The following is a 26,657-nucleotide window of genomic DNA, read 5'->3' on the forward strand; positions in this document are numbered from 1 at the left end:
ACGAGGGTCACGAACCGGTCCGGGTGTCGACTCCCGCGCCCACGCGCGCGGTCGGTACCCGGACCTCTTCGTGTGCGGCGGGTGCCGGAGTCGGTGCGGCGGTCTTGACGCCCGCCGTCCGCAGGGGCATCGTCACCGCCACGAGCAGTCCGAGCAGCAGGCCGGCGAGACAGATCACCGTGATCCCGAGCGTGTTCGTCGTGCCGGAGAGCAGCAGCAGGGCGACGGTCGCGAGAACGACGGTGGCCGAACCGTAGGTGAGTTGCGCGGCGTTCGGACGCTGCATGACACGTACCGCCCTCTCAGGACAACGGTTCGACTCTAAGACCGTGGATGCCCGGGCGGAACCGAAGTAAGCGTGACCTCACCCACGATGCGGGGGCACGGGGTGCACGGGGGGCGCACGGAGTCACGGGTCGTGTGATTTTTCCCCGCGGGGCGCCTGCCGATCGTCCGATAATCGGAATTCCACTCCCGCATAGTGCAGTTGGTATGTGCAAGTCAAGATCTGTCTTTTCTTGCTTCCCTCCGGTCGAATGTCGTCACTTGTGACGCGCGACCCGCCGGACGGACACCCCACCTTCGGTCCGTAGCGCGGGCGCCGGGGAGGACATATCAAGTGACCAACAGACGACGGGCGATCAGAACGTCCGCAGTTGTTGTGGCGCTCGCGGCCACCGCCGCCACCGCCTCGACCTTCACCACCGCATGGGCCGACAATCACAGCAGTGTGAACCCGGCCGATGTCCGTCACGACCCGGCGCCCGGCGCCGGGATCGACAAGACGGCGGTCGACCACGACCTCGAGGGTCCCTTCAGCGAGCAGCAGGAGCAGCAGCGCAAGGCTGCCCTGGAGCAGGTGCTGAGTGGCGAGTCGAAGGTGGAGCGCCGAAACGGCTCCCAGGTCGTCAAGCTCGACGACAAGAAGTTCGTCGAGCTCGGCCGTGAGAAGACCGACAAGATCTTCACGATCCTCGTCGAGTTCGGCGACAAGGTGGACACCACCACCCTGGTCGACCGTGCGGACGACGAGACGACCGAGCCGAAGCCGAAGTTCGGCGGCACGCCCGGTCCCCTGCACAACCAGATAGCCAAGCCGGACCGTGCGCACGACAACTCCACGGACTGGAAGGCCGACTACAACCAGCAGCACTTCCAGGACCTGTACTTCGGCACCGGCAAGGACGCCAAGGGTCAGGCCAAGCAGTCGCTGAAGACCTACTACGAGAAGACCTCGTCCGGCCGTTACTCGGTCGACGGCAACGTCTCCGACTGGGTCAAGGTCGAGTACAACGAGGCCCGTTACGGCTCGAACTACTGCGGCAACAGCAACTGCTCCAACGTCTGGGACGCGGTCCGCGACGGCGTCACCGCCTTCGTGGCCGACCAGAAGGCCAAGGGCCGCACCGACGCCCAGATCAAGGCCGACATGGCCCAGTACGACCTCTGGGACCGGTACGACTTCGACGGCGACGGCAACTTCAACGAGCCCGACGGGTACATCGACCACTTCCAGATCGTCCACGCGGGCGAGGACGAGTCGGCGGGCGGCGGCGCCCAGGGCGGCGACGCCCTGTGGGCCCACCGCTGGTACGCCTACGGCACCAACGCGGGCAAGACCGGCCCGGCGAACAACAAGGCCGGCGGCACGCAGATCGGTGACTCCGGCATCTGGGTCGGCGACTACACGATGCAGCCGGAGAACGGCGGCCTCGGCGTCTTCGCGCACGAGTACGGCCACGACCTCGGTCTGCCGGACCTGTACGACACCTCCGGCCGTCCCGGCGCCGAGAACTCGACCGGCTTCTGGTCGCTCATGTCCTCCGGCTCCTGGCTCGGCCGCGGCAAGGACGCCATCGGCGACCTGCCCGGCGACATGAACGCCTGGGACAAGCTGCAGCTCGGCTGGCTGAACTACACCAAGGTCGCCAACGAGGCCCGCAAGTGGAACTCCACCCACAAGCTGGGCGTCGCCGAGTACAACACCAAGAACCCCCAGGCGCTCGTCGTCGAGCTGCCGAAGAAGGCCGTCACCACCGATGTCGTCGCGCCCGCCGAGGGTGCCACGCAGTGGTGGAGCAACATGGGTGACGACCTCAAGAACACCCTGACCCGCTCCGTCGACCTGACGGGCAAGACGTCCGCCTCCCTGAAGCTCAAGGGCTGGTACGACATCGAGCTCGACTACGACTACCTCTACACCGAGGTGTCGACCGACGGCGGCGCCAACTGGACGGCCCTGGACGGCACCGCCGACGGCAAGGCGCTCCCGCGCGACGCCAGCGGCGCCCCGGCGCTGACCGACGTCTCGGGCACGCACAAGGAGCTCGTCTACGGCCTCGACGCCTACGCGGGCAAGAAGTTCGACCTCCGCTTCCGCTACCAGACGGACGGCGGCGCCGGCGGCAAGGGCTTCACGGCCGACGCCATCACGCTGACCGCCGACGGTGCCACCGTCTTCTCGGACGGCGCCGAGAACGGTGACAACGGCTGGGCGGCCAAGGGCTTCTCGCGGGTCGGCAAGGGCTTCACGAAGGAGTACGAGCAGTACTACATCGCGGAGAACCGCCAGTACGTCTCGTACGACGCCACCCTCAAGGTCGGCCCGTACAACTTCGGGTTCACCGGTGACAAGGCGAGCTGGGTCGAGCACTACCCGTACCAGAACGGCCTGCTCATCTGGAAGTGGGACCTCTCCCAGAAGGACAACAACACCGCGGTCCACCCGGGCCAGGGTCTGATCCTTCCGGTCGACTCCCACCCGACCCCGCTGAAGTGGAAGGACGGCACCCTGATGCGCAACCGCGTCCAGGCGTACGACTCCACCTTCGGCACGTACAAGACCGACGGCCTCCTGCTCCACAAGGCCGACGTCGCGGCGTTCGTCCCGTCGCTGCCGGGCAACCCGGTCTTCGACGACCGCAAGGGCACGTACTGGCTCCAGGAGACGGCGCGCGCCGGTGTCCAGGTAACTGACACCAACACCAAGATCCAGGTCGTCAAGGAGCCGAAGAACGGCGAGACGATCACGGTCCGCGTGGGTCCGTCCACGAAGTAATCGGTAAAACCGCAGGTCAAAGCGTGATCGGCCGTCGCCCCTCTAGCGGGCGACGGCCGATCGTGTTTAGGTGCGTCTGACGCTTCAGACCGATGTTCTTATTGACAGTCGATCCACGGGGGAGTGGTTCCGCATGCCCAACGGAGGGTTCTGCAAGTTGCCGGGAGGCAGCGTGGTCGTCGCGATAGGGCTGCCCAGCCCGGCCCGCGACGGCGCCAGCGTCCGCTTCCTGGTCCACGCCGCGAACCGTGCCCGCGCCCTGACCCGGCTGCGGAACCTCGGGCTGCGGGCGGTCTACCTCCGGGGCAACAGCGAACCGCCCACCCCGGACGAGATCACTGCCGTCCTCCACCACCCCGACGGCCTGCTGTGGAGATCCGCGCCCGGCGCCGCCCAGGAGCTCTGGCACCCCGTACGGTCCCTCCCCAGGGAACCGGCGGCCTGAGCCCCCGACCGTTCCCCCGCGGGGCCGCCCTCAGGGCCCCCGCGGGCTGCCGGCCGGACCCTCGCGCGACCGTTCAGGCCACCACGGGCTTGCCGGTCAGCACCACGCCCGCCGCCCGCAGCTCCTCCAGGGCCCGGTCCGTCGTCTCCTTCGCGACGCCGGCCGTCAGGTCGAGCAGCACATGGGTGCGGAAGCCCTCACGGGCGGCGTCCAGGGCCGTCGCCCGCACGCAGTGGTCGGTGGCGATGCCCACCACGTCGACCTCGGCGACCTCCCGCTCACGGAGCCACTCCGCGAGCGTCCGCCCGTTCTCGTCGTGCCCCTCGAAGCCGCTGTACGCCGCGTCGTAGGCGCCCTTGTCGAAGACGGCGTCGATCGCCCCGCTGGCGACGGCCGGCGCGAAGTTCGGATGGAAGCCGACCCCCTCCGTGCCGGCCACGCAGTGCACCGGCCAGGAGGTGACGTAGTCCGGCTCCTCACCGGCCGGCGCGAAGTGCGCGCCCGGGTCGACGTGGTGGTCGCGGGTGGCGACCACGTGCCGGTAGGCGCTGCCCGCCGTCTGGCCGACCAGGTCGGTGATGGCGGCGGCGACGTCCGCGCCGCCGGTCACCGCGAGGCTGCCGCCCTCGCAGAAGTCGTTCTGAACGTCCACAACGATCAATGCGCGGTGCATGGCGGGTGTCCTTAGCGCGTCGGGGAGGGGTGGGACCGAGCCTAGAGACTCGGCCCGCCCACCGGGAGGGGGCGGGTCCGGTCTCCGTGGGGCTCCGGGACCTGTGCGGCTCTAGGCCAGGGCCTAGATGTACTCCGTCGGCAGCACCGGCTCGCCCCGGGAGAGCTGGATCGCCGACATCGGCAGCCCGGTGCGGGCCGCGATGTGCCGGGACCGCGCGGCCTCCAGGGGTTCCCGGGCCACCACGTCGCCGCCCTTGACCAGCTCGACCAGGAGCTGGTGGTCGGCGAGCTCCGGCGGCACCGGGCCGACGCCCACGACCTCCGCCTCCGCGACGCCGTACGCGTCGGGCCGGCGGGCCGCCCACTTGCGCCCGCCGACCGAGGCCTTGCCGCCGAGGGACTTCTTGGCGACCGGGGTGAGCGGGGCCCTGAGGTCGGCCGAGGAGGCACGGGCGACCAGCTTGTAGACCATGGAGCAGGTCGGGTGGCCGCTGCCGGTGACCAGCTGGGTGCCCACCCCGTACGCGTCGACCGGGGCCGCCGCGAGAGAGGCGATGGCGTACTCGTCGAGGTCCGAGGTGACGACGATCTTCGTGTCCCGCGCGCCCAGCTCGTCGAGCTGCTGCCGCACCCGGTGGGCGACGAGCAGCAGGTCGCCGGAGTCGATCCGGACGGCGCCGAGCTCGGGCCCCGCCACCTCGACGGCGGTACGCACGGCCTCGGCGACGTCGTAGGTGTCGACGAGCAGGGTCGTACCGCGGCCGAGGCTCTCGACCTGGGCGCGGAAGGCGTCCCGCTCGCTGTCGTGGAGGAGGGTGAAGGCGTGGGCGGAGGTGCCGACGGTCGGGATGCCGTAGCGGAAGCCGGCCGCGAGGTCCGAGGTGGAGTCGAAGCCGCCGACGTACGCGGCGCGGGAGGCGGCGACGGCCGCCAGCTCGTGGGTGCGCCGGGCGCCCATCTCGATCAGGCGGCGCCCGCCGGCCGCGGCCGACATGCGGGAGGCGGCGGCGGCGATGGCGGAGTCGTGGTTGAGGATGGAGAGGATCACCGTCTCCAGGAGCACGCACTCGGCGAAGGAGCCCTCGACCCGCAGGACGGGTGAGCCGGGGAAGTACACCTCGCCCTCGGGGTAGCCCCAGATGTCGCCGGTGAAGCGGTAGCGGGCGAGCCATTCCAGGGTCGGCTCGTCGACGATGGCGCGCTCGCGCAGGAAGCCCAGGACGGCGGGGTCGAACCGGAAGTTCTCGACGGCGTCGAGGACCCGGCCGACGCCCGCGAGGACGCCGTAGCGCCGGCCCTCGGGCAGTCGCCGGGTGAAGACCTCGAAGACCGAGCGTCGGTCGGCGGTGCCGCCCCGGAGGGCTGCCTGGAGCATGGTCAGCTCGTACTGATCGGTGAAGAGCGCGGTCGACGGCACGTCCACCGGCAGCCCAAGGTCCGCAGCGTTCATGTCAGCGATGCTAGCGCAGAAATCGTCAGAGTGACGAATAGTGGGGCGGGCGAGTGACGGGCGGGTGACCCGTTTGTGCGACGGGCCCTCCGGGGTGGCAGCATGGGGTGAGTGAGCGTCGCGCCAATTGAGATCGAACGTACGGAATCGGCCGAGGAGGTCTCCGCGGTCGTCGAACCCGACGTGCCCTGGGTGACCCTCGTGCACAACGATCCGGTCAACCTGATGAGCTACGTGACCTACGTCTTCCAGGCGTACTTCGGCTATTCCAAGGACAAGGCGCACAAGCTGATGCTCGACGTGCACCACAAGGGCCGCGCGGTGGTCTCCAGCGGCACCCGCGAGGAGATGGAGCGCGACGTGCAGGCGATGCACGGCTACGGGCTCTGGGCGACCCTCACCCAGGACCGCGGCTGATGGCCGGCCACTTCGAGACCCTGCCCGGCGGCGGCGCGGCCGTCGCCCTCGACGACGTCGAGATCTCCATCCTCCGCTCCCTCGCCGTCCAGCTCATGGAGCTGATCGGACCGGGCGACGAGCCCGCCAAGGACGCCGACCCACTGGCCGCGCTCTTCGCCGAGGGCCCCAGCAAGCCGCCGTCCGACCCCGCCCTCAAGCGCCTCTTCCCCGACGCGTACGGGGACGACAGCGAGGAGCTGCGGGCCGCCGCCTCCGACTTCCGCCGCTTCACCGAGAACGACCTGCGGGCCCGCAAGCGCGAGGACGCCCTCGTCGTCGTCCGCGCCCTCGACGCGCTCTCCGCCGACGCGGCGGGCGAGGGCGGCGCCGTCCTGAAGCTGACCCCGGACGAGTCCCGCGCCTGGCTCGGCGCGCTCAACGACCTCCGGCTGACCATCGGCACCCGCCTGGAGGTCACCGACGACGAGGGCGAGCAGCTGTACCGGCTGCCGGACTCCGACCCGCGCAAGCCGATGGTGATGGCCTACCTCTGGCTGGGGGCGCTCCAGGAGTCCCTCGTCGAGACCCTGATGTCCTGACGACACCCCCCTCCGGACATCCCGCGGTGACGGGATGTTCGCTCAGCGGACGCTCAAATCCGGATAACGAATGCGTTATCAGAGCGTCCGCTTCGGCGTCTTGAGTCCCTTTCGCCCGCCGCATTTCGTGGCGTGCGCCACACCCGACTCCCTCGATCGCGTCCCACCCCGTGATAAATCTTCACGACCGCTCGGGGACGCCACCCCTGTTCCCGAGGGCGCTTGGACCGGCTGACCGCCGGTAGCACTCCATCCACATCCGGGGGGATCAGGATCTGATCCGCGGCAGACGCACTCGCAGTCGCGCGGATCAGCATGGAGAAAGGCGCACCACCATGACCTCTGTGCAGGTCGACAAGCAGCACGACGGCACCGACGGGGCCGTGGACGGCGGCGAGGGCTACCAGCGTGGCCTCGGCGCACGACAGATCCAGATGATCGCGATCGGCGGTGCCATCGGCACCGGCCTCTTCCTCGGCGCCGGCAAGGCCATCGCCAAGGCGGGACCCAGCCTGATCCTCGCGTACGCCATCGCGGGCCTGGTCATCTTCTTCATCATGCGCGCCCTCGGCGAGCTCCTCATGTACCGCCCCGTGTCCGGCTCCTTCGCGGAGTACGCACGGGAGTTCGTCGGTCCGTTCTGGGGCTTCGTGACCGGCTGGACGTACTGGCTCTTCTGGGTCGTCACCGGCATCACCGAAGTCACCGCCGCAGCCACCTATATGACGTACTGGTGGGACATCCCGCAGTGGATCTCCGCACTGGTCTTCACCGTGATCCTCTACGGCGCCAACCTGATCTCCGTGAAGCTCTTCGGTGAGCTGGAGTTCTGGTTCTCCATGGTCAAGGTCACCGCCATCATCGGCATGATCCTGATCTGCGCCGGCATCCTCACCATCGGCTTCTCCGACGCCGGCGACACCGCCTCCGTCACCCACCTGTGGGACCAGGGCGGCTTCTTCCCCACCGGCATCGGCAACACGCTGATGACCCTGCAGATCGTGATGTTCGCGTTCCTCGCCGTCGAGCTGGTCGGCGTCACCGCCGGCGAGTCCAAGGACCCGAAGACCGTCCTGCCCAAGGCCATCAACACCGTGCCGTGGCGCATCGCCGTCTTCTACGTCGGCGCGCTCATCATGATCCTGTCGGTCGTCCCGTGGACCGAGTTCCAGCCGGGCGTCTCCCCGTTCGTCGCCGCCTTCCAGAAGATGGGCCTCGGCGTCGGCGCCGCCATCGTCAACTTCGTGGTGCTGACCGCCGCCCTCTCCTCCTGCAACTCGGGCATGTACTCCACCGGCCGCATGCTGCGCGACCTCGCGCTCAACGGCCAGGGCCCGAAGGTCTTCACGAAGCTCACCAAGAGCGGCACCCCGCTGCTCGGCCTGACCTTCTCGGCCTCGCTGATGCTGGTCGGCGTCTGGATCAACTACGTCGCCCCGGGCAAGGCCTTCGAGTACGTCGTCTCCTTCGCCACCATCTCCGGCATGTGGGCCTGGATCATGATCCTGGTCTGCCAGATCCGCTACCGGGCCAAGGCCAACCGCGGCGAGCTCCCCGAGTCCACCTTCAAGGCCCCGGGAGCCCCGTACACCAGCTGGTTCGCGCTCCTCTTCATCGGCATGGTCATCGTGATGATGGGCATCGACGAGGGCGCCCGCGTCTCGCTGTACGCCGCCCCGGTCTGGGGTCTGATCCTCGGCGTCTCCTACCTGGTCCTGAAGTCCCGCAACCCCGAGGGCGCAGCCTTCGCCAAGCGGTCCTGACCGGACCCCACGGGCGGTCGCCCCGGGTCGTCCCCAAACGACCCTGACCTCGATCGTCTCGGCATACGGGCCGTTCCGTACCACTCCCCGGTACGGAACGGCCCGTCGGCTTATCCTGTCGCCATGCTGACCATCACCCGGGCCCTGTACGACCAGATCGTGGACCACTCCCGCGCGGACCACCCCGACGAGGCCTGCGGCGTGGTCGCGGGACCGGTCGGCACCGGCCGCCCCGAGCGGTTCATCCCCATGCTCAACGCCGCCCGCTCGCCCACCTTCTACGAGTTCGACTCCGCGGACCTGCTCAAGCTCTACCGCGAGATGGACGACCGGGACGAGGAGCCCGTCATCGTCTACCACTCGCACACCGCGACCGAGGCCTACCCGTCCCGCACGGACATCTCGTACGCCAACGAGCCCCAGGCCCACTACGTCCTCGTCTCCACCGCGGACAGCGACGGCGCCGGCCCCTTCCAGTTCCGCTCCTTCACGATCGTCGAGGGCGTCGTGACCGAGGAGGAGGTCAAGGTCGTCGAGGAGTACGACGCCTGAGACACTGGCCGGGACCTACGGGCGGCAGGACCCAGGAAGCCGGTGCGAATCCGGCACGGTCCCGCCACTGTGACCGCCTCCTCCGGGAGACGGAAGCCAGGAACTGACCTGCCGCCTTCTCACCACCGATCGGGGACGTGGAAATCCCCGGAGGAGGCACGTTCCGTCATGTCCTGGCCCCGCCGTACCCGGCTGCCCCTGGCGCCCCTGCTGTCCGCCGCCGCCCTGCTCCCGATGCTCGCCGCCTGCTCGGCCCCCGCGGCGGAGACCCCCGCCGCCAAGGCCGGCCCGGGATTCCCGTACACCGTCTCCAACTGCGGTGTGAAGACGACGTTCGAGACCCCGCCGAAGCGCGCCGTCACCATGAACCAGCACGTCACCGAGGTCATGCTCGCCCTCGGCCTGGAGAAGTCCCTCGTCGGCACCGCCTACCTCGACGACGCGGTCCTCCCCGCCTACAAGAAGGCGTACGACTCCGTCCCCGTCCTCGCGAAGGAGTACCCCTCCAAGGAGGCCCTGCTCGCCGCCGACCCCGACTTCGTGTACGGCGGCTACTCCTCCGCCTTCGCGAGCAAGGACGGCCGGAGCCGCGACGACCTGAAGCGCGCGGGCATCGACACCCGGCTCAACACCGAGTACTGCCCTTCCGGTTCGCCCTCCGTCGACGACCTCTACCGCGAAGTCGACGAGATCGGCCGCACGTTCGGCGTCCGCGACCGGGCCGAGAAGTGGGTCCGGGAGGCGAGGACCACCGTCGCCGCCACCGAGAAGCGCCTCAAGGGCACGGCACCCGTCTCCGTCTTCGTCTACGACAGCGGCGACAAGACCGCCTTCACCGCGGGCGGCAAGGGCATCGGCAACGAACTCATCACCCGCGCCGGCGGCCGCAACGTCTTCGCCGACCTCGACAAGCCCTTCGGCGACGCCACCTGGGAACAGGTCGTCGCCCGCCGGCCCGAGGTCGTCGTCATCTACGACTACGGCTCCACCACCGTCGAACAGAAGAAGAAGCGGCTCCTCGACGACCCGGCACTCAAGGACGTCCCGGCGATCAAGAACCGCCGGTTCGCCGTGATGCCGCTCTCCGACACCGTCCTCGGCGTCCGCGTCCCCGCGGCCGTCGACAAGCTGGCGGCCCAGCTCCACCCGGCCCGATGAGCGCGGGGGCCCGCGCCGCGGGCACATCACCGGGAGAGCGGCCCGCGCCGCCGTCGGGAGAACCGTCCGTGCCGCCGCCGGGGGAACCGCCCGCGCCGCCGCGGATCCCGCCGCGCCCCGAACCACCGGACGAGCCCGCCGCCAAGCCCGCCCAGCCGGCCAAGCCCGCCGGGCGGGCCGGTGCCGGGCGCTCCGGCCCGGCCGTGCGGGCGGGCGGCGGGCCCCTGCGGTACACGGCCGTGGTCGCCGGGCTGGTCCTCGCCCTCGCCGCCGCGGCCCTCGCCTCGCTCGCCCTCGGCTCCGTCCGCATCCCGCCCGGCCAGGTCCTCGACGCCCTCACCGGACGCGCCGCCGACCCCTCCCCGTACCGCACGATCGTCCTCGACGTACGACTGCCCCGGGTCCTGCTCGGGGCGGTCGTCGGCGCCGGACTCGCGGTCGTCGGCGCCGTCCTCCAGGCCCTCGTCCGCAACCGGCTCGCCGACCCCTTCCTCCTCGGGATCTCCTCCGGCGCCTCCGCCGGAGCCGTCCTCGTCCTCGTCGCCGGCGGGGGAGCGGGCCTCGTCGGAGGCGTGACCACCACCCTCGCCCTGCCCGCCGGCGCCTTCGCGGGCGCTCTGCTCGCCCTCGTCCTCGTCTACGGGCTCGCCCGCCGCGGCGGCACGCTGACCAGCACCCGGCTCGTCCTCGCCGGGGTCGCCGTCTCCTACATCCTGTCCGCCCTCGCCACCCTGCTCCTGGTCGTCGCCGGACGCCCCGAGCAGTTCCAGGAGGCCATGTACTGGTCCCTCGGCGGCCTCGGCAGCGCCCGCTGGGACACCCTGGCCCTGCCCGCTGCCGTCCTCGCCGTCGGCGTCGGCGCCCTCCTCGCCCTGGCCCGCCCGCTCGACCTGCTCCTCGTCGGCGAGGAGGGCGCCACCGTCCTCGGCCTGGACACCGCCCGCTTCCGCGCCGCCGTCTTCGTCCTCGCCTCCCTCGTCACCGCCGTCATGGTCGCCGCCAGCGGAGCCGTCGGCTTCGTCGGCCTGATGGCCCCGCACGCCGCCCGGCTCGCCGTCGGCGCCCCGCACCGCAGGCTCCTCCCGGTCGCCGCGCTCGGCGGAGCGCTCGCCCTGGTCCTCGCCGACCTCGGCGCCCGGACCGTCGCCGCACCCCAGGACATCCCCGTCGGCGTCCTCACCGCCCTCACCGGCGGCCCGTTCTTCCTCTGGCTGATGCGCCGTCGCCCGGAAGGGGCACCGCAGTGACCGAACTGAGCCTGCACGGCCTCTCGTACGAGAACCGCCTCCGCTCCGTCGACCTCACCGTCCGCCCCGGCGAGACCGTCGGCCTCATCGGACCCAACGGCAGCGGCAAGACCACCCTCCTGCGCTGCGTCTACGGCACCCTCACCCCCACGGCGGGCCGCGCCCTCCTCGACGGCGACGACCTCCACACCCTGGGCCCCAAGGCCCGCGCCCGCCGCATCGCCACCGTCCCCCAGGACAGCGCCCTCGAGTTCGAACTCACCGTCGCCGAACTCGTCGCCCTCGGCCGCTCCCCGCACAAACGGTTCTGGGAGGGCGACACCGGCGCCGACCGGGAGCGTGCCGAGGAAGCCCTCGCCCGGGTCGGCCTCGCGGACCTCGCCGACCGGCCGTACCCCACCCTCTCCGGCGGCGAGCGCCAGCGGGCCCTGGTCGCCCGCGCACTCGTCCAGGACCCGGCCCTCCTCGTCCTCGACGAACCCACCAACCACCTGGACATCCGCCACCAGCTGGACGTCCTCGCCCTCGTCCGTACCCTGGGCACCACCAACCTGCTCGCCCTGCACGACCTCAACCTGGCGGGGGCGTACTGCGACCGGATCTACGTCCTGGAGCGCGGAAGGCTCGTCACCGGCGGCACCCCCGCCGAGGTCCTCACCCCCGCCCTGCTCGCAGCCGTCTACGGGGTGGATGCCGAGGTCATCCCGCATCCGAGGACGGGGAGCCCCACCGTCCTCTTCCAGCACCGTCCGGCAGGCGGGCAGGAATCATCCACCATGTGAGATCACATTCCGAAACCCGGACCGGGAATCGATACGATGAGCCCATGGTTTCCCACGACGTGAGCGAAGAGACTCCGGGCACCGTGCTGCTCGTCGCGCGCCTGCACGTCGACCTGTGCCGCCTCGCCAGCGCGATCTGTTCGTCCCGCGCTGCGCTCTGAGCGACCGGCCGAGCGCACTTACGTACGACCCCCTCCGCGCGGGGGCCCCAGCAGCGCGCCCATCACGCCACTTCCGACAGGAGCCCACGCCATGGCCATCGAGGTCCGCATCCCGACCATCCTCCGCACCTACACCGACGGCCAGAAGGCCGTCGAGGGCAGCGGCGGCACCCTCGCCGAGCTCTTCGCCGACCTGGAGTCCCGCCACACCGGGATCGAGGCCCGCATCGTCGACGACGGCAAGCTCCGCCGCTTCGTCAACGTCTACCTCAACGACGAGGACGTCCGCTTCCTCGACGGCATCGACACCAAGCTCACCGACGGCGACAACGTCACGATCCTGCCGGCCGTCGCCGGTGGCATGGTCTGATCCACATGCGCTACGACTCCTCGCTGGCGGCGGTCGGCAACACGCCGCTCGTCCGCCTCCCCCGGCTCTCGCCCTCGGACGACGTCCGCATCTGGGCGAAGCTGGAGGACCGCAACCCGACCGGCTCGGTCAAGGACCGCCCCGCGCTCCACATGATCGAGCAGGCGGAGAAGGACGGCCGCCTCACCCCCGGCTGCACCATCCTGGAGCCGACCAGCGGCAACACCGGCATCTCCCTGGCCATGGCCGCCAAGCTCAAGGGCTACCGCATCGTCTGCGTCATGCCCGAGAACACCAGCGAAGAGCGCCGCCAGCTGCTCTCCATGTGGGGCGCGGAGATCATCTCGTCCCCCGCGGCGGGCGGATCGAACACGGCGGTGCGCGTCGCCAAGGAGATCGCGGCCGAGAACCCGACCTGGGTGATGCTCTACCAGTACGGCAACCCGCACAACGCGGGCGCCCACTACGCCACCACCGGTCCCGAGATCCTCGCCGACCTGCCCTCCATCACCCACTTCGTGGCGGGCCTCGGCACCACCGGCACCCTCATGGGCGTCGGCCGCTACCTGCGCGAGCAGAAGCCCGACGTCAAGATCGTCGCCGCCGAGCCGCGCTACGACGACCTCGTCTACGGCCTCCGGAACCTCGACGAGGGCTTCGTACCGGAGCTGTACGACGCCTCCGTCCTCACCACCCGCTTCTCCGTCGGCTCCGCCGACGCCGTCACCCGCACCCGCGAACTCCTCCAGCAGGAGGGCATCTTCGCGGGCGTGTCGACGGGCGCCGCCCTGCACGCGGCCATCGGCGTCGGCAACAAGGCGGTGAAGGCGGGCGAGAGCGCGGACATCGCCTTCGTCGTCGCCGACGGCGGCTGGAAGTACCTCTCGACCGGCCTCTACACGGCGGCCACCACGGAAGAGGCGATCGAGGCGGTCCAGGGCCAGCTCTGGGCGTAGGCCCTCGCGCCCCGAGCCCAGCCGCGCCCGGGCCTCCGTGCCCGCACCCGGCAGCCGGCCCCGCACAGCGCTAACGCGCCAGATGGCGGACCTGGTCCCACAGGACCGGGTCCGCCGTTCCCGCTCTCCGCCGGAAATCCGAGACCGGCACCTCGCGCAGCTCGTCCGTCTCCAGGAAGCTCGGCCGCCCCTGCGCGTCACCCACCGCGCCCGGCGGCAGTGCGATCACACCCGGCCGCTCGTCGTGGTACCTGCTGGTGATCTTGGCGACGAGCGCGCTGTCCCCCCGTACCGACAGCACGAGACAGGGCCGGTCCTTCGACCCGGGCCCGTCCTCGAAGGGCACGTCCGCCCACCAGATCTCCGCGGCCCGCGGCAACCGCGAGGGAGCCTTCCGCGGCCCGGTGGGCCGACCGGGCGGCCTGGTCGGCGGCCGCCGCTGTCCCGACGGACGTCCCGAAGGGCGGCGCGACGACCGCCGCCACCCGTCGGCGAGCGCCACCACCAGTGCGATCACCACGACCGCGACCAGCGCGGGCCACCACGACGTGTCCATACCTCAAGACGGTACCGGCGCGCGGCTCACTCCGCCGACGCGGCCCACCATCCATCCGAACCGGTGACAGAGCCCGTGAGTTCGCCCACAACGGGCCACCGCAAAGGAGCGACAGGCCCTGGAGCGCCTTACGCTCGACAGACCGCACAGCCTCCCCCTTCCTCAGCGCGCTTTCCGTATCCGTCCACGGAGGTTCACGCTCCATGAAGCTCACCGTCGTCGGCTGCTCCGGGTCGTTCCCGTCCGCGGATTCGGCCTGTTCGAGCTACCTCGTCGAGGCCGACGGCTTCCGGTTGCTCCTCGACATGGGCAACGGCGCCCTGGGCGAGCTGCAGCGACACATCGGTCTGTACGACCTCGACGCGATCTTCCTCAGCCATCTGCACGCGGACCACTGCATCGACATGTGCGGGTACTTCGTCGCCCGCTACTACCGGCACGAGGGGGGACGCTGCGACGCGATCCCCGTCTACGCCCCGGAGGGCGCCGAGCAGCGCCTGACCACGGCGTACGCGGACACCCCCTCGCCCAGCTCGATGAGCGAGGTCTTCGACTTCCGCACCCTGAAGTCGGAGGCGTTCGAGATCGGTCCGTTCTCCGTCCGTACGGAGAAGGTGTGCCATCCGGTCGAGGCGTACGGCATCCGGGTCGAGCACGGCGGCCGCTCGCTGACGTACTCCGGGGACACCGGGGTCTGCGAGTCGCTGCACAAGCTCGCCGAGGGCACCGACCTCTTCCTCTGCGAGGCCTCCTTCACCCACGGCAAGGAGGACATCCCGGCCCTCCACCTCAACGGCCGCGAGGCGGGCGCCGAGGCGACCCGCTCGTCGGTGGGCCGGCTCGTCCTGACCCACATCCCGCCGTGGACGGACGGCGAGCAGAACCTGGCGGACGCCCGCCAGGTCTACTCGGGCCCGTCCGAGCTGGCACGACCGGGCGCGGTCTACGAGGTCTGAGCGCCGTCCCCTTCCCCGTGACGTGAAGGGGACGGCGCGACAACGGGAAGGGCCCCGGAACCTGGGGGTTCCGGGGCCCTTCCGTGCTGCGGGGTGAGGCTCACGCCTTGGTGAGGTCCTCGATCTCCTCCTCGGGCTCGCGGCCCGGGGTCATGATGTTGAACTTGGTGATCGCGAAGCGGAAGACCACGTAGTAGATCGCCGCGAAGGCCAGACCGATCGGGATGATCAGCCACGGCTTGGTGGCGTACGTCCAGTTGAGGAAGTAGTCCAGCGCGCCGGCGGAGAAGGTGAAGCCGTGGTGGACGCCGAGGGCCGAGGTGATGACCATCGAGGCGGCCGTGAGCACCGCGTGGATCACGTACAGCAGCGGCGCCAGGAACATGAACGCGAACTCGATGGGCTCGGTGATGCCCGTGACGAACGAGGTCAGGGCGAGCGAGAACATCATGCCGCCGACGACCTTGCGGCGCTCGGGGCGGGCCGTGTGGGTGATCGCGAGGGCGACGGCCGGGAGCGCGAACATCATGATCGGGAAGAAGCCGGACATGAACTGGCCGGCGGACGGGTCGCCGTGGAAGAAGCGGGGCAGGTCGCCGTGCCAGGCGGCGCCGGTGGAGTCGGTGAAGGTGCCGATCTCCTGCCAGGCCACGGTGTTCACGAACTGGTGCATGCCGACCGGGAGCAGACCGCGGTTGATCGCGCCGAAGATGCCGGAGCCGAGGGCGCCGAGGCTGGTCATCCAGTTGCCGAAGTCGGTGATGACGTTGCCGACGGGCTCCCAGAGGAGACCGAAGAGCACACCCATGATGGTGCCGACGAAGGCCATGAGGATCGGGACGAGGCGGCGGCCGTTGAAGAAGCCGAGCCAGTCGACCAGCTTGGTGCGGTGGAACCGCTGCCAGACGATGGCGCCGAGGAGACCCATGATGATGCCGCCGAAGACCTTGGGGTCGTTGTACGTCGCAGCGACGTCGACACCCTTGTTCGCGGTCGTGTTGACCACGGCCTCGGAGACCGGGAAGGCCTTCAGGACGCTCGAGTAGACGAGGAAGCCGACGAGGGCGGCGAGGGCGGTGGAGCCGTCGGCCTTCTTGGCGAAGCCGATCGCGATGCCGACGCAGAACAGCAGCGGCATGTTGGCGAAGACCGCGTCTCCGGCGGAGGCGAAGACCGTGGCGACCTTGCCCCAGCCGAGGCCTTCGGCGCCGAACACGTCGGGCTGGCCGAGACGGAGCAAGATACCCGCGGCCGGCAGAACGGCGATCGGCAGCTGCAGGCTGCGACCGACCTTCTGCAGGCCCTGGAACAGGCCGGATCCGCGCTTCTTCGCGGGAGCGGCGGCCTGGGCGGTGGCCGTACTCATCAACTTCCTCCAGTAAGGCAAGGCGCCGCCAGAGGACAGTGAAAAGGGGGACGGCGACGTCTCGTGGAACGCGGTGGTCTGGACCGCGTGGTCTACACCAATGAGTGGTGTAGACCAGTTGTAGCACGTGAGACTTAGATAAGGAACCTGCGAATTTTGTGTGCTCAGCCATAGCTGGAAATGCACGACATAAGGCCCCCGGACCGTCAGGTCCAGGGGCCTTGCGCGGGTCTTACGGGAGGGGCGAAAGCCTCGAAACGGTCAGGCTCTGCGGGGTGACCGCAGCGCTACTTGACGTTCTCCCGCTCCATCTCGTCCCCCACCTCGTCCGGCTCGCGGCCGGGGGTCTGGAGGTCGAACTTGGTGATCGCGAACCGGAAGATCGCGTAGTAGACGATCGCGAACCCGAGGCCGATCGGAATGATCAGCCACGGCTTCGTCGCCAGGTTCCAGTTGATCACGTAGTCGATCAGTCCCGCCGAGAAGCTGAAGCCGTCCTTCACCCCGAGCGCCCACGTCACCGCCATCGACACACCCGTCAGCACCGCGTGGACCGCGTACAGCAGCGGCGCGATGAAGAGGAACGAGTACTCCAGCGGCTCCGTGATACCGGTGACGAACGAGGTCAGCGCCACCGACAGCATCAGACCGCCGACCTCCTTGCGGCGATGCGGCTTCGCACAGTGGGTGATCGCCAGCGCCGCCGCCGGCAGCGCGAACATCATGATCGGGAAGAAGCCCGTCAGGAACTGGCCGGCGTTCGGGTCGCCCGCGAGGAACATCGGGATGTCACCGTGGACCACCGTGCCGTCCGGCTTCTCGTACGTGCCGAACTGGAACCAGATGGGCACGTTCAGGAACTGGTGCAGACCGATCACGAGCAGCGCCCGGTTCGCCACGCCGAAGATGCCCGCACCCCACTCGTCGAGCCCGACCAGCCAGTCGCTGAAGCTCTCCAGGGCGTCGCCGATCGGCGGCCAGATCCACAGACAGATCGCGGCGAAGGCGATCGCCACGAACGTCATGATGATCGGGACGAGACGGCGGCCGTTGAAGAAGCCCAGCCAGTCGACCAGCTTCGTCCGGTGGTAGCGCTGCCACAGGTACGCGGTGAGCAGGCCCATCACGATGCCGCCGAAGACACCGGGGTTCTGGTACGTGTAGCCGGCGAAGGAGTCGTCGACACCGAGGCAGCCGCCGCCGATGTCCTTCGTGCCCGTCGGGCAGTCCTTCGGGAACTGGCGCAGCACCGTGTAGTAGACGAGGAAGCCCACCACGGCCGCGAGCGCGGTCGAGCCGTCCGACTTCTTCGCCATGCCGATCGCGACACCGATGCAGAACAGCAGCGGCAGACCGAGGCTCCCGTCGAGAAGCGCACCGCCCGCGCCCGCCATCACCTTGGCGACGTTGTCCCAGCCGAGACCTTCCGCACCGAACACGTCCGGCTGCCCGAGCCGGTTGATGATGCCCGCGGCCGGGAGGACGGCGATGGGGAGCTGGAGGCTGCGGCCCATCTTCTGGAGCCCCTGGAAGAGTCCGCCCCACACGGACTTCTTCGGCTGCGCCGCAGCGCTGTCGGTACTCATCGGCGTCCTCCCTGCCCGGAACGACCCGGGTCCGCGTCTCGTTGCACACTGGTGTAGACCAGTTGCGATAGGCTCCCCGGAGCCCACTGAGGACAGGCCGCCGGTGATCGTCATCTTTCGACAGAACGGCGGCACTCGCTCGCGAAGTTGGGCCAACCGTGGGTTACCGTGACAAAGCGGACCACAGGTGCGCCGAGATTCGCGTACGCGCGAACGGAACGGACAGGGAGAAACACATGGCCAGCAAGGCTGAGAAGATCGTCGCCGGGCTCGGCGGCATCGAGAACATCGAAGAGGTCGAAGGCTGCATCACCCGCCTGCGCACCGAGGTCGTGGACCCGTCCAAGGTCGACGAGGCCGCCCTCAAGGCCGCAGGCGCCCACGGCGTCGTCAAGATGGGCACCGCGATCCAGGTCGTCATCGGCACCGACGCCGACCCGATCGCCGCCGACATCGAAGACATGATGTAAGCAGCCGCATCAGCTGAAGGGCCCGTTCCGGCAGGGGAACGGGCCCTTCGTCATGCCCGCCGCCGCGCCGCCCGCCGGCCGCCGGGTGACCGCCGCCACCGACCATGACCAGCCATCACCGCCACCGGCGGAACGGACCCTTCACCCCGACGGGTCCCGACGCGGCTAGGCTCGCCCCATGTCTCGTATCGACGGCCGTACCCCCGAACAGCTCCGCCCCGTCACCATCGAACGCGGATGGAGCAAGCACGCCGAGGGCTCCGTCCTCATCTCCTTCGGCGACACCAAGGTCTTCTGCACCGCCTCCGTCACCGAAGGCGTCCCGCGCTGGCGCAAGGGCAGCGGCGAAGGCTGGGTCACCGGCGAGTACTCCATGCTCCCGCGCGCCACCAACACCCGCGGCGACCGCGAATCCGTCCGCGGCAAGATCGGCGGCCGCACCCACGAGATCTCCCGCCTCATCGGCCGCTCCCTGCGCGCCGTCATCGACTACAAGGCGCTCGGCGAGAACACCATCGTCCTCGACTGCGACGTCCTCCAGGCCGACGGCGGCACCCGCACCGCCGCCATCACCGGCGCCTACGTCGCCCTCGCCGACGCCGTCGCCTGGGCCCAGACCAAGAAGCTCGTCAAGGCCGGCCGCAAGCCCCTCACCGGCACCGTCGGCGCCGTCTCCGTCGGCATCGTCGACGGCGTCCCCCTCCTCGACCTCTGCTACGAGGAGGACGTCCGCGCCGACACCGACATGAACGTCGTCTGCACCGGCGACGGCCGCTTCGTCGAGGTCCAGGGCACCGCCGAGGCCGAGCCCTTCGACCGCAAGGAGCTCAACGCCCTCCTCGACCTCGCGTCCGGCGGCTGCGCCGAGCTCGCCGAGATCCAGCGCAAGGCACTCGAAGGAACCCTCTGACCCCGCACTGCGTCCTGACGGGCGGGCACCCGGGTACGATCCCGTGCGCCCGCCCGTCCGCACGTACGTACCTGGGGGAGGACCCGCCTTGAAGCGCCGTCTCGCACTCGCCGTGGCCGCGGCCGCCGCACTCACCACCGTCCTGAGCGGCTGCGGAGCCCTCGACAAAGCAATGGACTGCGTCAAGACCGCCGACGCGATAGCCACCTCGGTGAGCAACCTTCAGCAGGCGGTCTCCAACGCCTCGAACGACGCCACCCAGATCGAAGAATCCCTCAACTCCATCTCCACGGAACTGGGCAACCTCAAGAACACCACGGACAACGCCGACCTCTCCAAGGCCGTCGACGACCTCACCAAGGGCGTCGACACCGTCCGCACCGCCGTCAAGAACGGCGACACCACACCGGACATCACCCCCGTCACCGACGCGGCCACCGAGATCGGCAAGGTCTGCACCCCGGGATAATCGGTGGCATGACCCGTCTGATCCTCGCCACCCGCAACGCGGGCAAGATCACCGAACTCCACGCGATCCTCGCCGACGCAGGTCTCGACCTGGAACTCGTCGGCGCGGACGCGTACCCGGAGATCCCCGACGTCAAGGAAACCGGCGTCACCTTCGCCGAGAACGCCCTCCTCAAAGCCCACGCCCTCGCCCAGGCCACCGGCCTGCCCGCCGTCGCCGACGACTCCGGACTCTGCGTCGACGTCCTCAACGGCGCCCCCGGCATCTTCTCCGCCCGCTGGTCCGGCACCCACGGCGACGACCGCGCCAACCTCGACCTCCTCCTGGCCCAGCTGTCCGACATCGCTGACGAACACCGAGGCGCCCACTTCGCCTGCGCCGCGGCCCTGGCCCTCCCCGACGGCACGGAGCGCGTCGTCGAAGGCACGATGCCGGGCACCCTCCGCCACGCCCCCGTGGGCACGAACGGCTTCGGCTACGACCCGATCCTCCAGCCGAAGGGCCACGAGGTGACCTGCGCGGAACTGACCCCGGCGGAGAAGAACGCGATCAGCCACCGAGGCAAGGCGTTCCGGGCGCTGGTACCGGTGGTGAGGGAGCTGCTGGGCTGAGCCCAAGCGGAAGGGCCTGCTGCCTTCGATTCCCAGGCAGCAGGCCCCTTCTACTGGTACGCCCGGTCGGATTCGAACCGACAACACATGGCACCTAAAGCCATTCTCTCTTCCATTGGAGTACGGGCGCGGGCCATCCTGCTCACTGTACCGCTACCCTCCACGACACCAGGTGTCGGCGGTTGCATGGCAGTTGGGGCACGGCAGGCGCAGGTTCTCGCGCCGGTCGTCACTCCGGTCGCCGTTGATGCGGCCGAACGGAACGGCCCGCACCGGGACGTTCGGTGCGGGCCGTTCCGGCGGGCGGCGGGGTCAGAACCTCGGTTCCGGGGCCTGGGCCATCACCAGTTCCGCCGCTTCCTCCGGGGTCTCCACCGACGGCGGGGAGCCTTCCAGGGGCTGCCGGGCCGTCTCCTTCATGCAGGCGACCGCGACCACTCCGACGAGCGCCGCGCCCATCGCGTAGTACGCGGGCATCAGATTGCTGCCGGTCGCGCCGATGAGGGCCGTGATCACCAGCGGGGTCGTGCCGCCGAACAGCGACGCCGACAGGTTGTAGCCCACGGAGAGGGAGCCGTAGCGGACGTCCGTCGGGAAGAGCGCCGGGAGCGCCGCCGACATCGTGCCGAGCATGCAGACCAGCGACAGGCCGAGCATCAGCATGCCCGCCGTGATCGCCGGGACGCCGCCCTGGCGAATCAGCAGGAAGGCGGGAAGCGACAGGAAGAGGAAGCCCAGCATGCCCGCCATCAGCACCGGCTTGCGTCCGAAGCGGTCGTTCAGGCGGCCGACCTGAGTGATGATCAGCATCAGCAGGACCATCACGAGGAGCAGGATCAGCAGGCCGTGCGTCTCGCTGTAGCCGAGTTCGTCGGAGAGGTACGTCGGCATGTACGACAGCAGCATGTAGTCGGTGATGTTGTACGCGCCGACCAGTGCGATGCACAGGATCAGCGTGGGCCACTGCTGCCGGAAGATCTTCGCCAGGTCACCCTTGGTCGAGGTCTCCACGGTGTCCGCCGCCTCGGAGGCGCGCGCCGACTCGTTCTCCAGCTTCTGGAAGGCGGGCGTCTCGTCGAGCCGCAGCCGCAGGTAGAGGCCGACGAGGCCCAGCGGTCCGGCCACCAGGAACGGCACGCGCCAGCCCCATGCCTCCATGGTGTCGGTGCCGAGCCAGGTGGTGAGCGCGGTGACGAGGCCTGCCGCGCCGACGTAGCCCGCGAGGGTGCCGAACTCCAGGAAGCTGCCGAAGTAGCCCCGGCGGCGGTCGGGCGCGTATTCGGCGATGAAGGTCGAGGCGCCGCCGTACTCGCCGCCGGTGGAGAAGCCCTGGAGCATCCGGAAGAGGACGAGGAGGGCCGGTGCCCAGAAGCCGATGGAGGCGTACGACGGGATCAGGCCGATCGCGAAGGTACCGACGGCCATGAGGATCATCGTCAGGGCGAGGACCTTCTTACGGCCCAGTCGGTCACCCATCGGGCCGAACACCATGCCGCCGAGCGGGCGGACCAGGAAGGCGACCGCGAAGGTCGCGAAGGACGACAGCAGCTGGACGGTGTCGTTGCCCGACGGGAAGAAGACATGGCCGAGGGTGACGGCGAGGTAGGCGTAGATGCCGAAGTCGAACCACTCCATGGCATTGCCCAGCGAGGCCGCCTTCACCGCCCGCTTGACGGCCGCCTCGTCGGTGACCGTGATGTCGGTGCGCCGCAGTCTCGGCTGCCGTCGCCGGGTGACGGCCTTGAACAGCTGCGGGTGGCGCTTCTGGGCCTCGGGATCAGCGACGGGGCCGTCTCGGTCTGTGGCCGGCATGGCCGTACGTCCTCTCTCCGGGAAAACTCCAGAGGACCTTCTGCACGGTCATGCCGTTCACAAACGGGAGTCGCCCCGGATTGGGACGTCCGTCACGTTCCCGGGGCGGCGGTTCGGGCCTCGTCGGCGGTTCAGGCCTCGATCGAGAGGTCCCTGAGGATCTTGGCCACGTGGCCCGTCGCCTTCACGTTGTAGAAGGCGTGCTCGACCTTGCCGTCCTCGTCGACGACGACCGTCGAGCGGATCACGCCCGTGACGACCTTGCCGTACAGCTTCTTCTCGCCGAAGGCGCCGTAGGCCTCGAGGATCTCCTTCGACGGGTCGCCGACCAGGGTGACCTTCAGGTTCTCCTTCTCGCGGAACTTCGCCAGCTTCTCCGGCTTGTCCGGCGAGACGCCGATGACGTCGTAGCCGGCCGCCGCGAGCACGTCGAGGTTGTCCGTGAAGTCGCACGCCTGCTTGGTGCAGCCGGGCGTCAGGGCGGCGGGGTAGAAGTAGACGATGACCTTGCGGCCCTTGTGGTCCGCGAGGGAGACCTCGTTGCCGTCCGCGTCGGGCAGGGTGAAGGCGGGTGCGGTGTCGCCGGGCTGCAGTCGCTCGCTCATGGCTGGCTCTCCTCGGGATGGTTCGCGTACGCATTCAGAGCCTAATGGGGGTCGGGGACAGCCCGGCGGCGGCAGAGCTGACAGACTGTCCACAAGGACCGATCAACGACCGGATCACGACCCACCCGGATCACGACTACGGAGGCAGCGCGGTGTCGGAGGCCAGGACCCCTGCGCAGATCGAGGCGGACATCGTCCGCCGGCGCGAGCAGCTCGCCGTCACTCTCGACGAGATCGGCATTCGGATGCACCCGAAGACGATCATCGGGGACGCGAAGGCCAAGGTCGCCTCGACGGTCGACCAGACCGCCGGACGCGCCTTCGTCGCCGTCAACCGGGTCGTCTCGGACGTGAAGGCACGTTTCACCCATGAGGACGGCGCTCCCCGACTGGAGCGTGTGGTGCCGGCGGCGCTCGTCGCCGTCGCGGTCATCGGGCTGCTCGCCGCCTCCTCCCGCAAGGGCCGGGGATGACCCCTCCCGGCCTCGGGTGCCGTACCGGGGCGGGTAGGTTCACCCCGTGAGCGAGAACACGCACGACAAGCTGCCCATCCGGATGCTCCACGACCGCGTTCTGGTGCGCACCGACTCCCCGGAGGGGGAGCGGCGCTCCGGCGGCGGCATCCTGATTCCGGCGACCGCCGCAGTCGGCCGTCGCCTCGCCTGGGCCGAGGTGGTCGCGGTGGGTCAGAACGTCCGGACCGTCGAGATCGGCGACCGGGTGCTGTACGACCCCGAGGACCGTGCCGAGGTCGAGGTGCGGGGCGTGGCGTACATCCTGATGCGGGAGCGTGATCTGCACGCGGTGGCCGCGGACCGTTTCCAGGGGGCGACGGACTCGACCGGGCTGTATCTCTGAGCCTTTGTGCCTCGGAAGGCCTTGGTGACCATGGTCACCAAGGCCTTCCGCCGTTTTTTGCTAGCCTGGAGACACCCGACGAGACGCGCCGTACCGGGATTCCGACAAGACGACGCACCCCTGTTGTTCCGTCTCGCGGAGGTGTTGTCGTCATGGCCTGGGTTCTTCTTGTCGTCGCGGGTCTGCTGGAAGTCGGCTGGTCGATCGGGATGAAGTACACCGACGGTTTCACGCGACTCTGGCCCAGCGTGTTCACCGGCGCCGGGATCGTCGCCTCGATGGTGCTGCTCTCGCACGCGGCGAAGACCCTGCCGATCGGTACGGCGTACGGCGTGTGGGTGGGTATCGGTGCGGCCGGTGCGGCGGTGCTCGGCATGGTGGTGCTGGGTGAGCCGGCGACCGCCGCCCGGATCTTCTTCGTCTGTCTGCTGCTGGTCGCCGTCGTGGGTCTGAAGGCGACCTCGGGTCACTGACCGGGGGTGCCGCGAGGCGGCCGGGGGCCGCGTGTCGCCGCTCCCGGGCCCGCCTCGCCCAGCTCGTACGACTCCTCGGGGGCCTCAGGAGCGGCGGAGGCCTCAGGGGCACCAGAGGCGTCAGGGGCGGCCGAGGTGTCGGGAGCGCCGGAGGCGTCGGGGGCTGCGGAGGCGGCGGCTGCATCAGGGGTGTCGGGTGCCGGCGGGACCGGCGGCAGTTCCTCCGCCCCCGGCATCAGCTGGAGTTCGAAGTCCCGCGGTGCCGTTCCCGCCAGTGCCTCGCGGGTGAACCGGGCCCAGATCTCGGCGGGCGCTCCGCCGCCGCTGAGCCGGGACTGTCCGAGCGCGCCGTACAGGGATTCCTGTCGGCCGGATTCGGGGTCCTGGCCCATCAGGGCGACGACCGTGGCGAGTTCCGGGGTGTAGCCGGCGAACCAGGCGGCCTTGTCGTCCTCCGCCGTGCCCGTCTTGCCCGCGGCCGGGCGTCCGGCGGCCTGTGCGGCCGTTCCGGTACCCGTCTCGACGACGCTCCGCAGGATGGCGGTCGTGGTGTCGGCGGCCTCCCGGCTCACCGCCTGCCGGGATTCCGGGGTCGGTACGGCCATCCCCTGGCCGTCCCTGCTGAGGCCCTCGACGAGGGAGTAGGACCCGTGGCGGCCGTGGGCGGCGAGGGTCGCGTACGCCGTCGCCATGTCCAGGACGCTCGCCGTGGCGGGGCCGAGCGCGATGGAGGGGGAGGCGGTGAGGTCGGGGGTGGAGCCGGGCAGGCCGAGGGCGACGGCGGTGCGCCGTACGTGTCCGGGGCCGACGTCGACGGCCATCTGGGCGTACACGGCGTTCACCGACAGGTCGGTCGCGGCGCCGACGGGGATCTCGCCGTAGTTCTCGTCGTCCTCGTTGGCGGGGTCGTACGGGGTGCCGTCCCAGCCTTCGACCGGGCGCCGGTTGCTTCCGTCGTACACGGTGTACGGGGTGATCGGTTCGCCCTGCTGGGTCTGGGCTCCGCTCTGGACGGCGGCGGTGAAGACGAAGGGTTTGAAGGTGGAGCCGACCTGGTAGTCGCGCCGGGTGGCGTTGCTGACGTACTGCTGCGTGTAGTCGACACCGCCGTACAGGGCGAGGACCTTGCCGGTGGCCGGGTCGACGGCGGCGGCGCCGACGCGTACGTACCGGTCGGCGGGGGTCCTCGCCGGGTCGAGCCGGGACGTGACGTGCTCCTCGACGGCCTGGACGAGTGCGTCCTGCTTGGCGGGTTCGAGGGTGGTGGTGATGCGGAAGCCGCCGCCGGCGAGGGTCTTCTCGTCGACGACCCCGTGCTCGGTCAGGTACTCCTCGACGGCCTGGACGAGGTAGCCGCGCTGTCCGGAGAGGCCGGTCGCGGGGCGGGCGGTCTGGGGGGTCGGGAAGCGGGCGGCGGCGCGGTCGGCGCGGGTGAGCCAGCCCTCGGTGACCATGCCGTCGAGGACGTAGTTCCAGCGTGCGACGGCCTTGGCGCGGTTCTCGGGGTGGGTGGTGACGTCGTAGGCGCTGGGGGCCTTGAGCACGGAGGCGAGGTACGCGCCCTCGGCGGTGTCGAGGTCCTCGACGTCCTTGCCGTAGTAGGCGCGGGCGGCGGCCTGGAGGCCGTAGGCGTTGCGCCCGAAGTAGCTGGTGTTCAGGTAGCCCTGGAGGATGTCCTCCTTGCTCTTCTCGCGGCCGAGCTTGATCGCGATGAAGAACTCCTTCGCCTTGCGGGAGAGCGTCTGTTCCTGGCCCAGGTAGTAGTTCTTGACGTACTGCTGGGTGATGGTGGAACCGGACTGGCGGCCCTTGCCGGTGACGGTGTTCCAGGCGGCGCGGACCATGGCCTTGGGGTCGACGGCGCGTGAGGTGTGGAAGTCACGGTCCTCGGCGGCGAGGACGGCCTGCCGGACGGTGAGGGGGACGCGGTCGAGCCGGACGTTCTCGCGGTTGACCTCGCCGTCGCGGGCGAGGGTGCTGCCGTCGCGGTAGAGGTAGACGTTGGACTGGGCGAGGGCGGCGGAGTTCGCGGGTGGGATCTCCACCAGCAGGTACCCGGCGGCGAAGGCGCCGGCGAGGAGCAGGGTGCCGAGGAGCAGAAGTCCGAAGAGGGTGCGCAGGAGGCGGCGGGGACGCCGCTGCGGTGTGCTCGGTGTGCTCGGTGTGCTCGGTGGGGGAGTGGAGAGGGTGGGGTCCCTCGGCTCCCAGCCCGTGGGGCGGGCCGGCCGGGGGGCGTCGGAGTCGCTCGTACCGGAGGAAGGGGGCATGGCAAGTCATATTGCCCCTTAGGGGACGAAACTCCTGAACGCGACCCGAAGGTGACGGGAAATCCGGTCGCGGCGCGCTGCCGCCCTTCGCTAGGGTCGTGCG

29 protein-coding genes, 1 tRNA gene, 1 pseudogene and 2 riboswitches are annotated in these 26,657 nt (G+C 70.0%); of the genes and pseudogenes, 20 read left to right on the plus strand and 11 right to left on the minus strand.

The window, feature by feature from the left end; all coding sequences use genetic code 11:
* Window positions 1–7: 7 nt before the first annotated feature.
* Window positions 8–286, minus strand: a complete 279-nt coding sequence (locus ACZ4XX_RS06605) for a hypothetical protein (protein ID WP_468506841.1) — start codon at window positions 284–286, stop codon at window positions 8–10.
* Window positions 287–619: 333 nt separating this feature from the next.
* Between ACZ4XX_RS06605 and ACZ4XX_RS06610 the strand changes: the two genes are divergently transcribed.
* Window positions 620–3,058 carry an immune inhibitor A domain-containing protein gene (locus ACZ4XX_RS06610; protein ID WP_468506842.1) on the plus strand — a complete coding sequence of 813 codons (2,439 nt, stop codon included), beginning with the start codon at window positions 620–622 and terminating at the stop codon, window positions 3,056–3,058.
* A gap of 133 nt (window positions 3,059–3,191) precedes the next feature.
* Complete coding sequence (locus tag ACZ4XX_RS06615) at window positions 3,192–3,503, plus strand: hypothetical protein (RefSeq protein WP_229313964.1); 312 nt, start codon at window positions 3,192–3,194, stop codon at window positions 3,501–3,503.
* Between the two features lie 73 nt (window positions 3,504–3,576).
* Here ACZ4XX_RS06615 and ACZ4XX_RS06620 read toward each other — a convergent pair whose 3' ends face one another.
* The gene (locus ACZ4XX_RS06620; RefSeq protein ID WP_468506843.1) at window positions 3,577–4,176 is read right to left on the minus strand and encodes a nicotinamidase; all 600 of its coding nucleotides are present in this window, start codon (window positions 4,174–4,176) and stop codon (window positions 3,577–3,579) included.
* Between the two features lie 123 nt (window positions 4,177–4,299).
* Entirely contained in the window at window positions 4,300–5,628 is a 1,329-nt protein-coding gene (locus ACZ4XX_RS06625) for a nicotinate phosphoribosyltransferase (RefSeq protein ID WP_468506844.1), read from the minus strand.
* A 111-nt stretch (window positions 5,629–5,739) separates the two neighbouring features.
* On the opposite strand from ACZ4XX_RS06625, the gene clpS reads away from it, so the two are divergent.
* From clpS to ACZ4XX_RS06675, 10 genes are all read left to right on the plus strand, one after another.
* Window positions 5,740–6,045: an ATP-dependent Clp protease adapter ClpS gene (gene clpS, locus ACZ4XX_RS06630; RefSeq protein ID WP_030222252.1), complete on the plus strand. Its 306-nt coding sequence runs from the start codon at window positions 5,740–5,742 to the stop codon at window positions 6,043–6,045.
* Window positions 6,045–6,626: a DUF2017 domain-containing protein gene (locus tag ACZ4XX_RS06635; RefSeq protein ID WP_055599780.1), complete on the plus strand. Its 582-nt coding sequence runs from the start codon at window positions 6,045–6,047 to the stop codon at window positions 6,624–6,626. Before clpS ends, ACZ4XX_RS06635 begins: the two co-directional genes overlap by 1 nt.
* A gap of 335 nt (window positions 6,627–6,961) precedes the next feature.
* Complete coding sequence (locus ACZ4XX_RS06640) at window positions 6,962–8,389, plus strand: amino acid permease (protein ID WP_468506845.1); 1,428 nt, start codon at window positions 6,962–6,964, stop codon at window positions 8,387–8,389.
* Window positions 8,390–8,512: 123 nt separating this feature from the next.
* On the plus strand, window positions 8,513–8,941 hold the full coding sequence (locus ACZ4XX_RS06645; protein ID WP_468506846.1) for a M67 family metallopeptidase: 429 nt from the start codon (window positions 8,513–8,515) through the stop codon (window positions 8,939–8,941).
* A riboswitch (cobalamin riboswitch) is annotated at window positions 8,934–9,067 on the plus strand. Its footprint overlaps the gene before it by 8 nt.
* Before the next feature lie 42 nt (window positions 9,068–9,109).
* Complete coding sequence (locus tag ACZ4XX_RS06650) at window positions 9,110–10,099, plus strand: ABC transporter substrate-binding protein (protein WP_468506847.1); 990 nt, start codon at window positions 9,110–9,112, stop codon at window positions 10,097–10,099.
* Between the two features lie 203 nt (window positions 10,100–10,302).
* Window positions 10,303–11,346, plus strand: a complete 1,044-nt coding sequence (locus ACZ4XX_RS06655; RefSeq protein ID WP_468506945.1) for a FecCD family ABC transporter permease — start codon at window positions 10,303–10,305, stop codon at window positions 11,344–11,346.
* Window positions 11,343–12,128, plus strand: coding sequence for an ABC transporter ATP-binding protein (locus ACZ4XX_RS06660; RefSeq protein ID WP_468506848.1), 786 nt, complete (start codon window positions 11,343–11,345; stop codon window positions 12,126–12,128). The genes ACZ4XX_RS06655 and ACZ4XX_RS06660 overlap by 4 nt, the downstream gene beginning before the upstream one ends.
* A 44-nt stretch (window positions 12,129–12,172) precedes the next feature.
* Window positions 12,173–12,289 carry a putative leader peptide gene (locus ACZ4XX_RS06665; protein WP_315986240.1) on the plus strand — a complete coding sequence of 39 codons (117 nt, stop codon included), beginning with the start codon at window positions 12,173–12,175 and terminating at the stop codon, window positions 12,287–12,289.
* Between the two features lie 91 nt (window positions 12,290–12,380).
* Entirely contained in the window at window positions 12,381–12,659 is a 279-nt protein-coding gene (locus ACZ4XX_RS06670; protein WP_266892320.1) for a MoaD/ThiS family protein, read from the plus strand.
* Window positions 12,660–12,664: 5 nt separating this feature from the next.
* The gene (locus ACZ4XX_RS06675; protein WP_329279207.1) at window positions 12,665–13,615 is read left to right on the plus strand and encodes a PLP-dependent cysteine synthase family protein; all 951 of its coding nucleotides are present in this window, start codon (window positions 12,665–12,667) and stop codon (window positions 13,613–13,615) included.
* Between the two features lie 70 nt (window positions 13,616–13,685).
* Here the strand turns inward: ACZ4XX_RS06675 and ACZ4XX_RS06680 are convergent, their stop codons facing one another.
* Window positions 13,686–14,171, minus strand: a complete 486-nt coding sequence (locus ACZ4XX_RS06680) for a type II toxin-antitoxin system PemK/MazF family toxin (RefSeq protein ID WP_468506849.1) — start codon at window positions 14,169–14,171, stop codon at window positions 13,686–13,688.
* A gap of 203 nt (window positions 14,172–14,374) precedes the next feature.
* On the opposite strand from ACZ4XX_RS06680, the gene ACZ4XX_RS06685 reads away from it, so the two are divergent.
* On the plus strand, window positions 14,375–15,127 hold the full coding sequence (locus ACZ4XX_RS06685; protein ID WP_468506850.1) for an MBL fold metallo-hydrolase: 753 nt from the start codon (window positions 14,375–14,377) through the stop codon (window positions 15,125–15,127).
* A gap of 100 nt (window positions 15,128–15,227) precedes the next feature.
* Here the strand turns inward: ACZ4XX_RS06685 and ACZ4XX_RS06690 are convergent, their stop codons facing one another.
* Both ACZ4XX_RS06690 and ACZ4XX_RS06695 read right to left on the minus strand, forming a co-directional pair.
* Window positions 15,228–16,493 carry a PTS transporter subunit EIIC gene (locus ACZ4XX_RS06690; protein WP_468506851.1) on the minus strand — a complete coding sequence of 422 codons (1,266 nt, stop codon included), beginning with the start codon at window positions 16,491–16,493 and terminating at the stop codon, window positions 15,228–15,230.
* A 287-nt stretch (window positions 16,494–16,780) separates the two neighbouring features.
* Window positions 16,781–18,079, minus strand: a complete 1,299-nt coding sequence (locus ACZ4XX_RS06695; protein ID WP_468506852.1) for a PTS transporter subunit EIIC — start codon at window positions 18,077–18,079, stop codon at window positions 16,781–16,783.
* A gap of 197 nt (window positions 18,080–18,276) precedes the next feature.
* Between ACZ4XX_RS06695 and ACZ4XX_RS06700 the strand changes: the two genes are divergently transcribed.
* From ACZ4XX_RS06700 to rdgB, 4 genes are all read left to right on the plus strand, one after another.
* A complete protein-coding gene (locus tag ACZ4XX_RS06700) occupies window positions 18,277–18,549 on the plus strand; it encodes a PTS sugar transporter subunit IIB (protein WP_073914414.1) in 273 nt (90 codons plus the stop codon).
* 178 nt (window positions 18,550–18,727) lie between these two features.
* Window positions 18,728–19,459, plus strand: coding sequence for a ribonuclease PH (gene rph, locus ACZ4XX_RS06705; RefSeq protein ID WP_015033860.1), 732 nt, complete (start codon window positions 18,728–18,730; stop codon window positions 19,457–19,459).
* Between the two features lie 88 nt (window positions 19,460–19,547).
* On the plus strand, window positions 19,548–19,928 hold the full coding sequence (locus ACZ4XX_RS06710) for a hypothetical protein (RefSeq protein WP_468506853.1): 381 nt from the start codon (window positions 19,548–19,550) through the stop codon (window positions 19,926–19,928).
* 8 nt (window positions 19,929–19,936) lie between these two features.
* The gene (gene rdgB, locus ACZ4XX_RS06715; protein ID WP_468506854.1) at window positions 19,937–20,539 is read left to right on the plus strand and encodes an RdgB/HAM1 family non-canonical purine NTP pyrophosphatase; all 603 of its coding nucleotides are present in this window, start codon (window positions 19,937–19,939) and stop codon (window positions 20,537–20,539) included.
* A gap of 54 nt (window positions 20,540–20,593) precedes the next feature.
* On the opposite strand, the gene ACZ4XX_RS06720 is transcribed toward rdgB, so the two are convergent.
* The 4 genes and pseudogenes from ACZ4XX_RS06720 to bcp all read right to left on the minus strand — a co-directional run bounded on the left by ACZ4XX_RS06720 (window position 20,594) and on the right by bcp (window position 22,956).
* Window positions 20,594–20,669, minus strand: a tRNA-Leu gene (locus ACZ4XX_RS06720).
* Between the two features lie 23 nt (window positions 20,670–20,692).
* Window positions 20,693–20,788 (minus strand): annotated as a pseudogene (locus ACZ4XX_RS06725) (zinc finger domain-containing protein); the annotation flags it as partial.
* A 63-nt stretch (window positions 20,789–20,851) separates the two neighbouring features.
* Complete coding sequence (gene proP / locus ACZ4XX_RS06730) at window positions 20,852–22,351, minus strand: glycine betaine/L-proline transporter ProP (protein WP_468506855.1); 1,500 nt, start codon at window positions 22,349–22,351, stop codon at window positions 20,852–20,854.
* A 131-nt stretch (window positions 22,352–22,482) separates the two neighbouring features.
* Window positions 22,483–22,956 (minus strand): thioredoxin-dependent thiol peroxidase, encoded by a 474-nt coding sequence (gene bcp, locus ACZ4XX_RS06735; protein WP_030324905.1) that lies wholly within the window; start codon window positions 22,954–22,956, stop codon window positions 22,483–22,485.
* 152 nt (window positions 22,957–23,108) lie between these two features.
* Between bcp and ACZ4XX_RS06740 the strand changes: the two genes are divergently transcribed.
* The 3 genes from ACZ4XX_RS06740 (at window position 23,109) to ACZ4XX_RS06750 (ending at window position 24,287) form a co-directional block, all read left to right on the plus strand.
* Window positions 23,109–23,429 (plus strand): DUF3618 domain-containing protein, encoded by a 321-nt coding sequence (locus ACZ4XX_RS06740; RefSeq protein ID WP_266966323.1) that lies wholly within the window; start codon window positions 23,109–23,111, stop codon window positions 23,427–23,429.
* 46 nt (window positions 23,430–23,475) lie between these two features.
* A complete protein-coding gene (locus tag ACZ4XX_RS06745) occupies window positions 23,476–23,814 on the plus strand; it encodes a GroES family chaperonin (RefSeq protein WP_468506856.1) in 339 nt (112 codons plus the stop codon).
* Window positions 23,815–23,863: 49 nt separating this feature from the next.
* Window positions 23,864–23,933, plus strand: a riboswitch (guanidine-III (ykkC-III) riboswitch).
* A gap of 33 nt (window positions 23,934–23,966) precedes the next feature.
* A complete protein-coding gene (locus tag ACZ4XX_RS06750) occupies window positions 23,967–24,287 on the plus strand; it encodes a DMT family transporter (RefSeq protein WP_093800677.1) in 321 nt (106 codons plus the stop codon).
* Here the strand turns inward: ACZ4XX_RS06750 and ACZ4XX_RS06755 are convergent.
* The gene (locus ACZ4XX_RS06755; RefSeq protein WP_468506857.1) at window positions 24,281–26,554 is read right to left on the minus strand and encodes a transglycosylase domain-containing protein; all 2,274 of its coding nucleotides are present in this window, start codon (window positions 26,552–26,554) and stop codon (window positions 24,281–24,283) included. The genes ACZ4XX_RS06750 and ACZ4XX_RS06755 overlap by 7 nt on opposite strands.
* Window positions 26,555–26,657 lie beyond the last annotated feature (103 nt).

This window comes from Streptomyces sp. NPDC029956, from assembly GCF_055574655.1.